This window comes from Paenibacillus sp. Marseille-Q7038, from assembly GCF_965111595.1.
The window spans coordinates 1,504,756-1,520,733 of sequence record NZ_CBCOOM010000001.1 but is presented as its reverse complement, the minus strand read 5'-3'; the positions used below and the strand labels follow the sequence as shown (position 1 = coordinate 1,520,733).

Sequence of the window (15,978 nt, the reverse complement as noted above, 5' to 3'; positions counted from 1 at the left end):
ATTTCAGAAAGGCAGGTAATAGACTTGAAAGAAAATAAAGTACAAGCTGTCGCACCAAAAACACAACCATTTGGAAAAGAAGCTTTTGAAAAAAAAGAAAATACAACCATTCGCTGGTTGGGAAATTCAGGATTGTTTATGAATAGCCGCGGAACATGCATTATGATCGATCCTGTATTCATTGGTTTTGACATGCCCTTGTTAATTGATATGCCTATTGCTCCCCCAGATGTTCCTCATCTGGATTCGATATTAATTACTCATTCCGATAATGATCATTTTAGTCGTGAGACATGTAAAGCGCTAAATTCGGTGTGCGATACTTATCATACGACTAATTATGTTGCCGAATTAATGACGGAAGAACAGATAAGAGGAGGTTATGGTCATGATATTTATGACACTTTTGAAATAGATCATATTCACGTTAAATTAACACCCGCCGACCATGCGTGGCAGAATGAGCTGAAGGATCAGAATCGTGTGTTTCAATTTGAAGACTGCTGTGGTTTTTATATAAATACTCCCGATGGATCTATATGGGTTGTTGGTGATTCTCGGCTACTGGAGGAACAACTAGAGATGCCGATACCGGATGTTATACTCTTTGACTTTTCTGATCAATCCTGGCATATAGGGTTGGAGAATGCTATCAAATTAGCAAATGCTTATCCTGACACTCATTTAATTTTGTCACACTGGGGAAGTGTAGATGCTCCTGATATGGATGCATTTAACGGTGATCCCAAATCACTGGAAGGCCGTGTTGTAAATCCGGAACGTATGCATATATTGGCACCAGGCGAAGCATTTGAACTGCGGAGAATAAACGGAAATTAGACCTTGAGTTCGGATGAGTTACTAAAAAAAACGATACTACTTCATATAGTGAGAGGCAGCTGGTCAATATGACTGCTGCTTTTTTTATATACGATTGGGTTAAATGTAAATATTTGTTGACCGACTATATACGGGTGTGCTATATTTTTTTCGGGAGTTAATCGTAATAATTACTATTAAACACATTGTGACGCAGAACCCACTGGTCAAAAGAATAGAGGTAGTTGGAATGAAGCAGGAGATCGACTTTATAAAGTTCAATCCATCACAAAATATGACGGTTCTGGTTAAAACGGAGCATCCCTATGAGGAACACGCACAGATTGCTTCGAAAATCATGTCATATGACAATGTGTACGCTGAACAAGTTGGATTTATTAAAAAACCGATGAAAAATAACGCGGTTGCACATCTACAAATGGCCGGAGGTGAATTCTGCGGTAATGCCTGTATGGCGTTAGCATCCTACATCACGTCTGAAAGAGGATTGCAACATAATGATTTAACAGAAATTTCATTAGAAGTTTCCGGAACGGATCGTTTAATCACGTGTTTAGTAAAGAGATTATCAAACGTATATCACTGTCAAGTGAGTATGCCCATTCCCAAACAGATCGAACAGAGAACAATCATGTTCGATAATATCGATCTAGATATGGTTATCGTGCGCTACGATGAATTCATCCATATCGTCATTGAAGTGGATGAATTTAATGAAACGATGAAAAGAAGAGCACAATCATTGGCAAGGTTACTTGGGTTATCTTTGGGAGATCAACTAATCGGGATTTTATTGTATAAGGCAAGAACGGAGGAGTTAGCTCCGCTGATCTATATTCCTCAGCTGGATAGTTTGATCTGGGAGAGAGGGTGTGGTTCAGGGACAGCCTCTATAGGAGCCTATTTAGTTTGGAAAAACAAAAAAGAGATTGTTGCGCAAATACAACAACCCGGTGGTGTTATTACCGTGGTTGGTCATTTCAAAAAAGAACAACTAACTAACCTTACAATTGAAGGGACAGTGGGAATAGTAGCCCAAGGTAAGGCGTTCATAGATCTTTAGCTACCTATATTAGGAGGAAAAAGAATGCTTTTTTAATAAATGAGTACGCCAACTTTATAACCGACAAGGATAACAACAAGTCATGGGAACAGCTTAAAGAACTGCAACAAGAAGAATCTTTGGACTTCCGTCATCTTGTAGAGGAACTTAGAAAAAAATCAGCACGGTGTGTGGCCATCATGGAAAAATATCGTGCATTGAAATTACAAAATGGAGATGTGGAAATAGCTGATTATTTCAAAAATATAGAAGAATGTATTGAAAAAGAGTTTGGTCGTTTCCATGTCACAGCGGATTCGAAAGTTTTATTGGTGGGTTCCGGTTCCTTTCCGATGACTCCCTTATTGATCGCTAAAAAAACGGGGGCAGAGGTTGTTGGAATTGATATTGATGAAGAAGCCATTTTACTCGGGAGAAATGTTGTAGAGAAACTCGGAGCGGGCTTAAAGATTAGACTTGAGCAGACATTTGCGGAGGACCTTCCTTATACGCAGGATGCCACGCACATCATTTTCAGTTCTACGGTCTCCAATAAATATGATCTATTGGATCAATTGCATACATTGACTAATGAGCATGTTGTGGTGGCAATGAGATACGGTAACGAGTTAAAATCCTTATTCAACTATCCCATGAGAGAGACAAACAGCAGCAAGTGGAAGATGGTCGATAATATTCTGCGTCCCCATGATGTGTTCGATATTGCGTTATATCAAAAAACACCGCTAGTGTAAATCCTTATAAGTTTAAGCTTGAGAAAGAGAGGTTTATATGAACAGATTTCAGAAAGTCTTGTTACTCGGAACGGGACCTACATCTATTCAGCTTGCAGTAACTCTAAAAAATCACTTTAATTGCAGCATTGGCATCGTTGGGAGAGAATCTATTCGTTCTTCACACTTTTATACGGCATTGGGACAAAGTGATCAACTCATTCGTGCAAGCATTCAAAATGAAAAACATCAACCATTGGCAGGAGAATGCTTCGTCGATCAAGTGTTTAAGGGATATGACACCATTCAGGGTGAATGGGATACACTCATTTTCTCAGTGACAACGGATGCTTATATCGAAACCTTGAAAAAAACGAGTAAAAACTTCATCAAACAAGCTAAATGCGTTGTTTTAATCTCTCCTACCTTCGGATCAAACCGTCTAATAAGTCATTATCTGAGTGGGCTGAATGCAGATGTGGAAGTGATCAGTTTCTCAACCTATTTAGGCGATACCCGGTGGATGCACGAAAATCCCTCCAATCATGTGATTACAACGGGGGTTAAGAAAAAAGTCTATATCGGTTCAACGAAGTACAGGTCTGAGTATGTCCGCGGACTATGCCAAATGTATAAGCAATTGGGTATTGCTGTGGAGGTCATGGATTCACCAATGGCAGCGGAAACCCGAAATATCTCTTTATATGTGCATCCACCTTTGTTCATGAATGACTTTTCATTAGATGCCATTTTCGGGGAGTCGGATATTCAAAAATATGTATATAAGATTTTCCCCGAGGGGCCGGTTACACAGTATTTAATTCGAGATATGCTGGCCCAGTGGAAAGAGATGATGAGTATTACAGACAGACTCCATATTGAAGGTGTCAATCTATTACAATTTATGACGGATGATAATTATCCGGTTCGATCAGAGAGTTTATCGCGCCAGGATATCGATAATTTCAATCATTTGCAGACCATTCATCAGGAATATTTATTATACATACGATATACGTCATTATTGATTGATCCATTTTCAGAACCGGATCTAAAAGGAAAGTATTTTGACTTTTCGGCTGTTCCATTCAGGAGAATATTTGTTAATCAAGATGGATATTTGGACATTCCCAGAATGCCCAAGGAAGATTACTACCGGATCAAAATCATACAGGGTGTTGCCAGACACGTAAATGTGAGCTGTCCTACCATAGATAAATTCATTACAACGTATGAGAGGAAGCTTCAAGAAGTAGCTCACGCGCACCCGGATCGGGACTTATCGGATGCCTTTGTCATTCAATCTTTTGAAGAGGATATCCGAATGATTTGCACGGGACTCTCGATGAGCAAAATCAGAGGGTAAGAGCACTCACGAAGATGCATGTAATGAAAATGCCATGAGTGCAACATTGGTTAGGTCAACTTATATATCATTCATTATCTAGGAGGAAACATTGTGAATAAGGGTCGAGCTTTTCGTTATTTATTTTTGTTGTCTGTCATTACCGTACTCGCAGGTTGCGCCCAAGAAAATAAGGCCGTGACCGGTTCTGTTAGTAGCCAAGTGAAGACCGAACTCATCTATGCTTCTGCAAAAGATATTAATAACATGAACCCCCACCTATATACAGGCTCCATGCCTGCACAAGGAATGCTGTACGAGTCTTTAGTGGAAAACACGGTTGATGGAATCAAGCCATTGCTGGCTGAATCATGGGATATTACGGAAGATGGGAAAACCTATACGTTTCATTTGAGAAAAGATGTGAAATTCCATGATGGAGAACTTTTTAATGCGGAGGCAGTTAAACTAAATATAGATGCAGTCCAGGCTAACGCCGAAAAACATGCTTGGATTAAGTTGTCCACCAAAATCGTAAAAGTAAACGTTAAGGATGAGTACACTGTTGAATTGATCCTTTCTGATTCCTACTATCCAACACTGGTGGAGTTATCCATGACGAGACCCTATGTGTTTATATCTCCAAAAGATTTTATAAACGGAGGAACAGAAGAGAATGTGAGTGGCTACCATGGTACAGGTCCCTACAAGCTTACTTCACACAAAATCGATGAAAATGCTACGTTTGAAGCGAATGTAGAATACTGGGGCGGCATACCGAAAATCAAGAAAATCACGTCCAAGGTTCTTCCGGCAGGAGAAACTACATTCCTCGCATTACAAAAGGGCGAAATCAACTTCGTGTTTACCGATGATCGGGGGGCAGACAGCATTGATGTCGAGGCCATGAATCAATTAGCTGATTCAGGGGCGTATCAAGTGGTTCGAAGTGAGCCCATGAATACGAATATGATTGTTGCCAATAGCAGCAAATTGGATAACCCGGCAAACGAGACAGCTGTACGTGAAGCGATATGGTATGCGATAGATCGGGAAACGATCAGTAAGGATATCTTTAGTGGAACGCAGTCGGTAGCGAGCACACTGTTCTCAACTAACGTCAATTATGCAGACGTTGAACTAAAGGAACGAGATTATAATCCAGAGACCGCAAAAGAAATTTTGGAAAAATCAGGTTGGAAGTTAGCAAATGGCGATGCAATCAGAACGAAAGATGGCCAAAAGTTAGCCCTGAAATTGTATTTTGACAGTAATTCGTCTTCGCAAAAAACTCAGGCTGAATTCATTCAACATTCCTTAAAAGGACTTGGGATGCAGCTTGAAATTGTAGGTGAAGAGTCAACTTCCATTGCGAACAGAAGGTCAACGGGGGAATATGATCTGTTGTTCAATCAAACGTGGGGGCTGGCGTATGATCCACAGAGTACCATCTCTGCATTCACTTCAGATTCTGCATATAAACACTCGACAAGCGGCCTTGCTCATGCGGATGAACTGTATCAAAAAATTAGTGAGGTAATGGTTTCCACGGATGAGGCATTACGTAAATCTTTATACGCCGATATCATGACAATGGTTCATGATGAAGCCGTGTTTATTCCAATTACCAACGGGAGTGTCACTGTAGTAGCTCCTAAAAATTTGGATGGAATTACATTTAAGCAGACCCAATATGAATTGCAATTTGAGCAAATGAATTTTAAATAGAGCGGGGATAGATATGGGAATTTATATTGTCAAACGGATTCTGTTGGCCATCCCTTTGCTGTTTATTATCTCAATTATAACATTTGTATTAATTAATCTTTCTCCTTTGGATCCCGCCGTAGTGGTATTACAAGCACAGGACGTTCCAGAGATTACAGAGGAATTAATCGCAAAAACCAACGAAGCATTGGGGTTTAACAAACCATTCTTTATCCAGTACCTGGATTGGATCATTGTCTGTATGCAGTTTGATTTTGGAAACTCGTATGTATCGGGTCATTCCGTGTGGTCTTTGGTAGGGCCGGCTTTTCTGAACACGTTAAAGTTAACGCTGGTTTCATCCGTGTTCATTATCCTGTTATCCATCTTTTTGGGTGTGATCTGTGCCATGAGAGAAGGAAAATTTGTCGATAGATCAGTACGGGGCGTTTCCTTTTTCCTGACCGCAATGCCATCCTACTGGCTTGCTGCAATCCTGATTTGGTACTTTTCCGTCAAACTTGATTTGTTGCCCACGAGTGGAATGGATTCGTATTTGAGTTACATTCTGCCGGTTTTCGTAATTACGGTTAGTTATACCGGCATTTATTTTAGAACCGTCAGGAGTTCCATGCTAAGCAACCTGAATGAAGATTATGTGCTCTATGGAAGGGCAAGCGGCTTAAGTGAGCAGAAAGTAACCATGCATATTTTAAGAAACTCACTGCAAGTGGCCGTATCGATATTTTGCATGGCGATCCCTATCGTTTTGGGAAGCACTGTCGTCATTGAAAATGTGTTTGCCTGGCCGGGACTTGGGAGATTAAGTGTAAAATCCATTCTAACGCGAGATTTCCCTATTATTCAGGCGTATGTTCTTATATTGGCTGTAACTTTTGTGTTGTTTAATACCCTATCGGATATTATCAATGCTGCGATGAATCCCAGATTAAGAAAGGATATCTAATGCGAATATTACGAAATTTGAGCAGAGACAAACTTGCTGTTACATCACTTGCGGTCATTGTGATCACGATTGTTGCGGGTATATTTGCTCCTCTATTTGCACCGCATGATCCCGAGGAAGTGAATATGAATCTCCGATATGCATCCTCTTCCTGGTCTTATCTACTAGGTAATGATCACTTGGGCAGATGTGTTTTATCAAGAATCATTTATGGAATTCGTCCCAGCGTTTTATGGGTGTTGGTTGCATTAACTCTATCTGTTTTGATCGGTGCTATTGTCGGGTTTATCGCGGGTTACTTTAAAGGGAAAACCGATGCATGGATCATGAGGATCTGCGATATTATGCTGTCTTTCCCTGGGTATGTTATGACACTGGCCGTGGTCGGTATTTTAGGTGCGGGGCTGGAAAATATTTTGATCGCCTTTGTCTGGATGAAATGGGCCTGGTTTGCGCGCGTCATTCGAACCTCTGTGATGCAATTTTCCGAAATGGACTATGTAAAATTCGCCAAAGCTTCGGGCACTCCCCATTTTAAAATTATCACCAAGCATATTGTTCCGGTTACATTTGCCGATATTGCTGTGATTTCGAGTGGTTCTATGTGTTCCATGATGTTGCAAATATCGGGGCTCTCCTTTCTCGGATTGGGGATTCAGGCACCCCATGCGGAGTGGGGGATGATGTTGAACGAGGCAAGAGAAGTCATGTTTTCCAGACCTGAACTCATGTTAGCACCTGGCTTAGCTATTGTAATGGTGGTTTCCTCCTTTAATTTTTTATCAGATGCACTTCAGGTTGCTTTAGATCCCAAATTAATGACTTCACAAAGTAAGTCTCACGAAAAAGAGGTGGCAAAGACTACTTATGAATATATTAGAGGTTGAAAATTTAAAGATATGGGATACCAACACAGACAAAGTCATCATTCATAACAGTTCATTCGAGGTCAAGCAAGGAAGCTGTTTAGCTATTGTAGGAGAAAGCGGAAGTGGTAAATCCGTAACATGCAGATCCATTATGAGGCTGAATAAACCATGGATTTTGCAGTCCGGAACCATTTTATTCAAAGGCGAGAACCTGAATCAAATCTCTGAAAAAGAAATGAGAAAAAGAAGAGGAAAAAACCTCTGTATGATTTTACAGAACGGAATGAGTGCATTTGATCCTTCATGTGTAATCGGTGTTCATATAAGGGAGACACTTCAGGAACATTTTGGCTGGAACAACCGAGAGATTGAGCGCAAAATGAAAAGTGCCATGGACAGCGTAATGTTAAAAAATCCGCTAGAGATCCTAAATCAATATCCACATCAGCTATCCGGTGGAATGTTGCAGCGAGTCATGATTGCTTTAGCACTTGTGTTAGAGCCGGATATGATTATTGCGGATGAACCAACTACCGCGCTGGATACGATCTCTCAGTTTGAGGTGGTTGAACAATTGATTCAATTACGCGAACGAATAGGTTGTTCTATGATGTTCATATCACATGATCTCGGCGTTGTTCAGAAAATTGCAGATGAAGTGATGGTCATGAAGGATGGATTCATTGTCGAAAAAGGAAACATCAAGTCCGTATTTTCAGAACCAAAACATGCCTATACCCAGTATTTAGTATCTACCCGACTGGAGCTGAGCAATCGTTTTAAGACATTGATGCAGGAGGGGATATAAGTGCTAAAGGTAGAGGGTATAGAAAAATCATATAAACAAGGCGGATTGTTCTCCAAACAAAGACAGCAGATATTGAAGAATGTTGCATTTGAATGCCATCATGGCGAATGTCTCGGTATCATCGGCGAAAGTGGGAGTGGCAAGTCAACTTTAGGACGTTTGATCGTGGGTATTGAAAATCCAGATCGCGGGACGATTTTATTCGAGGGAAAAAATGTGAAGGATCGTAGCGTGAGGCTGGGTAATATAAGTGCAGTATTTCAAAATTACACATCATCCATCAATCCATTTTTCACGGTGGAAGACGCCATTATGGAACCATTAAACGCTCAAAAAAAGGTTCAACAGGATACAAAGAATAAAATAGATTTGTTATTACATCAAGTGGGACTAGACACTTCCTACAAACAAAAATATCCTCATGAATTATCCGGGGGAGAGGCTCAGAGAGTATGTATTGCAAGAGCTATTTCCACAGCACCCAAATGTATCGTATTAGATGAAGCCATCAGTTCTCTGGATGTGTCTGTTCAAATACAAGTACTCCAATTGTTAAAAGAATTAAAAGAAATATACCAGATGAGCTATGTGTTTATCACACATGATATTCAGGCAGCGGCTTATATTTGTGACAGAATCATTATTTTCAGAGCGGGTCAGATTGAAGAAATAGTTCCTATTGAGCAATTGAAGGATGTTCAATCTGACTATGCTAGGAAACTGTTGAAGTACTTAATCACATTCTAGGGAGAGAATCAATGGTGAATGGAGCGATGTCATGGCCTTTTCTACGTCTATACATACTGGTTCTTCTATATTTTAGCGCAAACGCAATTCTCAACGTGGTTATCCCGTTACAGGGGAAATTTTTAGGAGCGAGCAGCACAACCATCGGTTTGATTATGGGTGCGTATATGTTTACAGCTATGTTTTTCAGGCCCTGGGCAGGTCATATCATTCAAAAGCATGGGGCGATTAAAGTGCTTCGTTTTATTCTGATTGTTAATGGTTTCGCTCTGATTCTATATACGTTCACTGGATTGGGAGGCTATTTGATCGCTCGTATTTTACAGGGTGTATCAACAGCTTTCTTTTCTATGGCCTTACAGATTAGTATTATCGATTCTTTGCCGGAGAAAGATCGATCTCAGGGGATTTCCTATTATTCGTTGTTCAGTTACATACCTGGTATTATTGGTCCTATTCTTGCACTTGGGATCTGGCAGTCAGGAGGGATGGATCATTTTACAGTGGTCCTGGTCGGAATCGCTTTCTGTACAGGGGTTTTCGGATATAGTGCCAAAATGGAAAAGGGGAATGAGCAGCCTGCAGGAAATCCATCAGAGCAAAATGTTACGATGTTTCATTCTTTTAGCCAGTTAGTTAAGAACCCTTTCTTATTGAAATGCAGTATATTAATGCTTGGCGCTTCCGTTGTATTTGGGGCAGTCACGACCTTTATTCCTCTCTACGCCAGTCAATTACCGAGCGGTAATGCCGGCGTTTATCTGATGCTTCAAGCAGGAACCGTTGTAATTGCTCGAATTATGTTAAGAAAAAAGATCCCTTCCGATGGTAAATGGCATTCTCCATTTATGATGGCAACGATGTTTCTTTTGGCTGTTGCAGCCCAATGTGTAAGCTTTTCGGTAACAGGGGGAGCAGTATTTTTCTATATGGGAGCAATTTTAATGGGAGTGGCTCAGGCTATTCTGTATCCTACATTAACTACCTATTTATCCTTTGTACTGCCTCAGCTGAATCGGAACGTACTGATCGGTTTATTTATTGCGATGGCAGATTTGGGTATTTCTCTGGGTGGTGTGGTTATGGGACCCGTCGCTGATTTATCATCCTATTCATTTATGTACATGGTTTGTGCAGTCCTAGGGGGGATCATGATCGTATTTGCCTATGAACGGCGAAAACCTGCCAAAGTCATGAGTATTGTCTAAATAATAGTACTATTGAAAAAGGAGGCTCACATCTGGATCATGTAATGATCCAGTAGGGAACCTGCCTTTTAACATTTTCAGAGTCAATCGTATGGCTTACTTCTGTTCATTAAACTCGGTTAGTTAAATAAAAATTTAATTTCTATTGTCTAAATATCCTATACATTCACTTTCACTATGCTTGGTTTTTTCGATTGTATCTTCTTTATAATGAGTACCTCTTTTCTCACAGAATTGCACAACATTTTTCCCCTTTTTTGTTAAACCATATAAATACTCCAATTGAGGTTCATCTTTAAAATTCACCAAATAATGCGCATGATAGACACTCTGATTGACCCCGTGTTTTGGAGCTATCATGTGTTGCTCTACTATGTCATCATCCGTATAGCCTAATTGCTCTAAATGAGCTGGAATATACTTATTAATTAGATAATTATGATATGGATTTCCATTATTGAGAAGATAGAGCGTAACAAAGATAAATGAGAATATTCCTAAGACTCCCATAAGGATAATACCTGAAATTATACGTAAAATATTCTTCTTGGTTAACAAACCTATAACACTTCCTTCTTCAGCCTGTTGATACATCATCAAACATTGCATTTTCCTGAGAACTATGACAGATTGTTCTCTAGCATAATTCCTACTTGTTCTTCCATAACCTGTGGTGGATACGGCATTCCATTTGTAAACCACCATTCCACTAGACCTACATATGCGGGTGCGAAAAATTGTACAAGAAGCTCCTCTTTTAATCCACTTTTTTTCCCAATGGTCATATCCCATCCGCTGCGTATATCTTCGATTACAAATTCAAGAAACCTACTACGAAAGAAGGGAGCACCTTTGCTAGCCAGCATCACTGAAAAAAAAGAGTATTTTTCTGCAAAATATTCAAACCAACTGAAATCTTCTTCAGATGAATTAGATTCATTTTCACAGATCCCTCGAAGTTCATTAATATGCTCTTCAATGAGCTTATCCAACAAATCAAATTTATCCTTATAGTGATGATAAAAAGTTTTGCGATCTACATTTGCTCTGTCTGAGATATTCTGAACAGTGATCTGATCGAAATTATTTTTCTCTGTCATCAATTCAATAACCGCTTTTTTTATCGCTTCCCGAGTTTTAAGTATTCGTCGATCCACTTTACGCATGCGTATGACACCAACTTTCAATAATATTCCACAATAGATTAGCATTTGTTACTTATTCCGCAAATCCGTTTTATTTGACCATTGCAGAACGGTTGTAAGAACATAATAATACACATGTGGGGAATAATCCATCATTGTAGAGATTGTAGCGTGGTTAATTAAATTCATTACGAAGCTAATAACTTTACGAAAGAGAGCGTGATCAAATGGAATATACAAAACTCGGAAATACGGGTATGGACGTTTCTCGGATATGCCTTGGATGTATGGGCTTCGGTGATGTGAATTGGGTGCATAAATGGGTGCTCGATGAGAAGCAATCCCGCCCGGTAATTAGAAAAGCACTGGAGTTAGGGATTAACTTTTTTGACACAGCAAATGTCTATTCAAACGGCATGAGCGAGGAGATTGTCGGAAGGGCATTAAAAGAATTCGCAAATCGGGATGAGGTTGTCATTTCAACCAAAATTCATGGCCGGATGCATGAAGGTCCGAATGGCGCCGGTCTTTCTTGAAAAGCAATTATGAGTGAGATAGATAAAAGTCTCGCGCGATTGCAAACTGATTATGTAGATTTGTACCAGATTCATCGCTGGGATTACGATACTCCTATTGAAGAGACGATGGAAGCTTTACATGACGTGGTGAAGGCGGGAAAAGTAAGATACATTGGTGCTTCCGCCATGTACGCTTGGCAGTTTCAACAAGCTCTACATGTTGCAGAAAGAAATGGATGGACCCGGTTTATCTCTATGCAGAATCATTTAAATCTTATATACCGTGAAGAAGAGAGGGAGATGCTGCCTCTCTGTAAAGCTGAAAAAATTGGTGTTATCCCATATAGTCCGCTTGCGGGAGGAAGATTGACAAAGGATCCGATGGAAAAGACACATCGTTCTGAAACCGATCAAATTGTAAAACAGAAATACGATGCTACCGCCGATAAGGATCGAGTAATCATTGACCGTGTAGGATCTATCGCACAGAAACACGATGTTTCACGTTCTCAAATCGCACTAGCCTGGTTACTGCAAAAGGAACCAGTAACTGCTCCTATCGTCGGCGCGACGAAAATATCTCATCTAGAGGATGCTGTAGCTGCTCTCTCAATTAGGTTAACATCGGAAGAAATCACTTCATTGGAAGAAGAGTATGTACCTCATCGGATCGTTGGTCATCATTAAATTTAGGGGATTTTAGCAATATAGGAGGATTTATATGCAAAACGTAATTTTAAACAATGGTGTTGAAATGCCTATTCTCGGATTTGCTGTTTTTCAAATCGAAGATCGAAATTGTTCCAGCAGTAAACCAGGTAGAAACCCATCCTTTCTGCCAACAATTAGAGAGTCATGAGCTTACAAAGTATAATAAATCCGTTGCCCAGGTAATTCTACGTTGGTTAACACAAAGAGACATCGTTGTGATTCCAAAGTCTGCTCATAAAGAGAGAATCATGGAAAACTTTAATATTTTCGACTTTGATTTAAATCAAGAAGATATGAAGAAAATTGCTTCTCTTGATACGAAGGACAGCGTGTTCTTTTCACACAGGGATCCTAGTTTTGTAAGATGGATCGGTAAGGTTAAATATGAAATTTAATGTTGGTTACAAAAGACCAAGTTCCTAATTGCAACTTGGTCTTTTGTTATTTACCCGATTCTTAAGTAGATTATGCAATCAACCTTTTTCAAAGGAGCTAACGGTTTCTGTTATTGTAGGTCAGTATGTCAGATGCAGTACCTAGGACGGAGCTACTCTTTTCAAGTAGTGGGGATGAGAGTTACAATTTAGATAGTATAGATTCTTAGGAAATGAAGTTTTGGCAGAATGGGAGAAAGTGTAGCCGAAAGGATTATACATATGTTATGTACCGAAAAATGTGAATAGTTTTAAAAAAGGGGGAAGCAGATTGTCTATTTGGAAATCGTATATAATAACAATCTTTGAGATATTAGGATTTTTAATTATTGGCTTTATTTTGACTGATGAAGTATTGAGACCCATTTATGAAGGTTATGGTATTAGTTACCAGGGGAACGTATGGGTTAATTGGTTCGGGGTTTCCTACTTGTTATATTTTCTATACACACTTACCCGTGGGCTATTTATTAATAGAAATAATACCGTCTTCAGAAACCGTATAAACTCTATATCCTTTTGGATTTTTCTTATTGGCTCTGTCTATATTATTTGTATTCCTTTTGTAAAAGGAGAAAACCCTTTTTAAATGTAATTAACGAAAGATTTTTTAGGGAGCGGCTATTACCAAAGTTCTTTAATTTTTTTCTTTAGGTTATCAATTGTTCTTCCATTCGTTATATTTGTGAAAATACTAATTTCTTCTGATTCACTTTCAAAAGCGGATAGGACATAATCATTATCAACGATATAGTAAGTTCCATATCGAGTAAAAGTATAACTTCCTTCTTGGTCTGGTCCAACTCCTCTTTTAACGGCTGCAATAATCTTCATCCCTGGCTTTAAATGGGGCTCTATATCCGATAACTCAGAATTATACATTATATTCACTTTATCTTTCACTTCATCACCAACAATAACTTCATCAACGGCTACTTCGTACGATACAAAAGTAGGCATATAAGGTTCAATTCCTGCAGCCTTATCTATTTCAGCTAGATTACCTTCGGGAGTGCCTGACTCTATAGGTAATTCTACGCTAACATCTTCAACTTGATCTACCACTACAGCAACGATGACTGAATCTGCAAATTCTAAAATTTCTTTAAAGGGAACATCTCTAGTATCTACGTTTGCTGCCGCTCCCATAGTAATTGGATAGTCTTTCCGGAGTTCTTGAATCCTTTTTTGTGATAATGCACCTGTAGATGTATCAGAACAACCGATGACTAAGACTGTCGTAAGTAAGACAAGGGCCGATTTCGGTTTGAGTATGTTCATATAAATAGTCCTCCTAACTGAATATCTTTTATTTAAGTCGTTAATAGACCCGGATTTCGCTTTACTATATCATCGTACATAGAGTAGATACAAAGAAGAGTTGAATCATATGCAGTTATTAACTTAGCAAGAAGAAAGGCTTCCCTTGCTATCGAACTTGAGAAGCTCGCTCCTCCGTGGGAACGAGCTTCTTTTTAAGGTCTGCAACGCAAAGGGGTTCAGTTGACGCTAGGCGTATTTTCCCCAGAAGTCTGGTGCGCAATTCTTTTCTTTCTCGGCTGTCCTCTCCACGAGAGGTATACCCAAATTCGAAGCACATGTTCGACTGGACCACTACGAAACTTCTTCAGATAGATAGGACTAATCCATAATTGAAAACCATAGATAGCAACTGCGATGACAGCACCGACGAACACACCGGCACGACCAAACAGTCCAAAACCATATCCATAATAAATCGTCGTACAGATCGCACTTTGCATCAGGTAATTTGTCAGTGAGAGACGACCGACTGCTTCAAACCTGTCAATGAGGGCAGGGTGGCTGCTTCTCGCATACAGTAGAGCAAAAGCATAGATATAACCGAGTGCAAGCAGCGAACCTCCGAGCGTTTCCCCAATTCCCATGCCAGGCCATCCATCCACGCCGAGCTGCGGAGTAAGTGTACTATACGCTTTGCATGTCAGACCGATCGGAATCAGGAACATGGCACGCCGAAAATATGTACGTCTCATCGCTTGTGGATCGTCAAAAGTCCCAAATCTGGCAGCGTGCATGCCGAGTAGGAACATCGGCACGGTCATGAGTGGAGCCAGTACCAGCGCAAAAACAATGAACATTGCATCCATCTCACCAAACGGATCAGCATGGTTACGGAAATTCTTGATCTCCGCATAACTACCGTTGCTGTATACATCCTGGCTTTGCAAGATGTAATTTTGCATATGCGGTGACGCAGAAATAAGTTGATCCACTGGATTTGAAGCAGGTAAACCAAGAAGACCCGCTCCGGTAAGTAGTAGTACCGCCCAGACCAACAGCGTCTTCGGTTTCCGGTTTAAAAACAGTAGAAGGAAGAAGCCATTTGCGCCGTAAAACGTCAGGATGTCCCCCTCCCAGAGGAAAACGGAATGCAGTATTCCTAATGCGAATAACAGCAGAAAACGGCGGCTCAGATGACACTTCGGACGGAGATCCTTTGATTTTAGGCTTTCCGACAGCTTAATCATTCCGAAGCCGAACATAAATGCGAAAATCGGCATGAAGCTACCCACTATCGTGATGGAGAGGAATGAGTGGAAAGCTAGGTCCATTCCCTTAATTCCGAACAACTGTGGTTCGCTGCCTCCGAATTGACCATATTGGAAAATTAGCATATTCGCGAGCACGATGCCTGCGAGACTGAACCCTCGGAGTCCATCGATCAGTTGGACGCGTTGTTTAAATGTATTAATTCGATCACCTCTGTCTTTAGAAATACGTTCCGATCTAATAAACGTTAAAGGCGTCCTTAATGTTTCTTTACTTCAGAAAGTTTAACATGTATTTAGTACTTAAAAGGGAGGACAAGCCTATAATAAAGGCATTTTATTTCTAAAATAATGTAAAATAAAACCAGGGTT

At 40.0% G+C, this 15,978-nt stretch carries 14 protein-coding genes and 3 pseudogenes; 13 read left to right on the top strand and 4 right to left on the bottom strand.

Annotation, left to right across the window (positions count from 1 at the left end):
• The first annotated feature begins 24 nt into the window (after window positions 1-24).
• From ACWPWY_RS07350 to cntE, 10 genes and pseudogenes are all read left to right on the top strand, one after another.
• Window positions 25-840: an MBL fold metallo-hydrolase gene (locus tag ACWPWY_RS07350; RefSeq protein ID WP_454191081.1), complete on the top strand. Its 816-nt coding sequence runs from the start codon at window positions 25-27 to the stop codon at window positions 838-840.
• A 229-nt stretch (window positions 841-1,069) separates the two neighbouring features.
• Window positions 1,070-1,903, top strand: a complete 834-nt coding sequence (locus tag ACWPWY_RS07345) for a diaminopimelate epimerase (protein WP_454191080.1) — start codon at window positions 1,070-1,072, stop codon at window positions 1,901-1,903.
• 32 nt (window positions 1,904-1,935) lie between these two features.
• Window positions 1,936-2,637, top strand: a pseudogene (locus ACWPWY_RS07340) (methyltransferase domain-containing protein); the annotation flags it as partial.
• A 37-nt stretch (window positions 2,638-2,674) separates the two neighbouring features.
• On the top strand, window positions 2,675-3,982 hold the full coding sequence (locus tag ACWPWY_RS07335; RefSeq protein WP_454191079.1) for an opine metallophore biosynthesis dehydrogenase: 1,308 nt from the start codon (window positions 2,675-2,677) through the stop codon (window positions 3,980-3,982).
• Between the two features lie 93 nt (window positions 3,983-4,075).
• Window positions 4,076-5,689: a staphylopine-dependent metal ABC transporter substrate-binding lipoprotein gene (gene cntA, locus ACWPWY_RS07330; RefSeq protein ID WP_454191078.1), complete on the top strand. Its 1,614-nt coding sequence runs from the start codon at window positions 4,076-4,078 to the stop codon at window positions 5,687-5,689.
• Between the two features lie 13 nt (window positions 5,690-5,702).
• A complete protein-coding gene (opp1B, locus tag ACWPWY_RS07325; RefSeq protein ID WP_454191077.1) occupies window positions 5,703-6,635 on the top strand; it encodes a nickel/cobalt ABC transporter permease in 933 nt (310 codons plus the stop codon).
• Complete coding sequence (gene cntC, locus ACWPWY_RS07320) at window positions 6,635-7,522, top strand: staphylopine uptake ABC transporter permease subunit CntC (RefSeq protein WP_454191076.1); 888 nt, start codon at window positions 6,635-6,637, stop codon at window positions 7,520-7,522. The genes opp1B and cntC overlap by 1 nt, the downstream gene beginning before the upstream one ends.
• Complete coding sequence (gene cntD, locus ACWPWY_RS07315) at window positions 7,503-8,312, top strand: staphylopine uptake ABC transporter ATP-binding protein CntD (RefSeq protein WP_454191075.1); 810 nt, start codon at window positions 7,503-7,505, stop codon at window positions 8,310-8,312. The genes cntC and cntD overlap by 20 nt, the downstream gene beginning before the upstream one ends.
• A complete protein-coding gene (locus ACWPWY_RS07310; RefSeq protein ID WP_454191074.1) occupies window positions 8,313-9,059 on the top strand; it encodes an ABC transporter ATP-binding protein in 747 nt (248 codons plus the stop codon).
• A gap of 14 nt (window positions 9,060-9,073) precedes the next feature.
• Window positions 9,074-10,267, top strand: coding sequence for a staphylopine family metallophore export MFS transporter CntE (gene cntE, locus ACWPWY_RS07305; protein WP_454192828.1), 1,194 nt, complete (start codon window positions 9,074-9,076; stop codon window positions 10,265-10,267).
• 135 nt (window positions 10,268-10,402) lie between these two features.
• Here the strand turns inward: cntE and ACWPWY_RS07300 are convergent, their stop codons facing one another.
• On the bottom strand, window positions 10,403-10,864 hold the full coding sequence (locus ACWPWY_RS07300) for a DUF3139 domain-containing protein (protein WP_454192827.1): 462 nt from the start codon (window positions 10,862-10,864) through the stop codon (window positions 10,403-10,405).
• A gap of 23 nt (window positions 10,865-10,887) precedes the next feature.
• Window positions 10,888-11,433 (bottom strand): TetR/AcrR family transcriptional regulator, encoded by a 546-nt coding sequence (locus ACWPWY_RS07295; RefSeq protein WP_454191073.1) that lies wholly within the window; start codon window positions 11,431-11,433, stop codon window positions 10,888-10,890.
• 206 nt (window positions 11,434-11,639) lie between these two features.
• Between ACWPWY_RS07295 and ACWPWY_RS07290 the strand changes: the two are divergent.
• From ACWPWY_RS07290 to ACWPWY_RS07280, 3 genes and pseudogenes are all read left to right on the top strand, one after another.
• A pseudogene (locus ACWPWY_RS07290) lies at window positions 11,640-12,617 on the top strand (aldo/keto reductase).
• A 34-nt stretch (window positions 12,618-12,651) separates the two neighbouring features.
• Window positions 12,652-12,789: a hypothetical protein gene (locus ACWPWY_RS07285; RefSeq protein WP_454192924.1), complete on the top strand. Its 138-nt coding sequence runs from the start codon at window positions 12,652-12,654 to the stop codon at window positions 12,787-12,789.
• Window positions 12,725-13,036: pseudogene (locus ACWPWY_RS07280) on the top strand (aldo/keto reductase); the annotation flags it as partial. The gene ACWPWY_RS07285 and the pseudogene ACWPWY_RS07280, both read left to right, overlap by 65 nt.
• A 663-nt stretch (window positions 13,037-13,699) precedes the next feature.
• Here ACWPWY_RS07280 and ACWPWY_RS07275 read toward each other — a convergent pair.
• Window positions 13,700-14,356 carry a hypothetical protein gene (locus tag ACWPWY_RS07275; RefSeq protein WP_454191072.1) on the bottom strand — a complete coding sequence of 219 codons (657 nt, stop codon included), beginning with the start codon at window positions 14,354-14,356 and terminating at the stop codon, window positions 13,700-13,702.
• A 218-nt stretch (window positions 14,357-14,574) separates the two neighbouring features.
• Window positions 14,575-15,618: a DUF418 domain-containing protein gene (locus ACWPWY_RS07270; protein ID WP_454191071.1), complete on the bottom strand. Its 1,044-nt coding sequence runs from the start codon at window positions 15,616-15,618 to the stop codon at window positions 14,575-14,577.
• Between the last annotated feature and the right edge of the window lie 360 nt (window positions 15,619-15,978).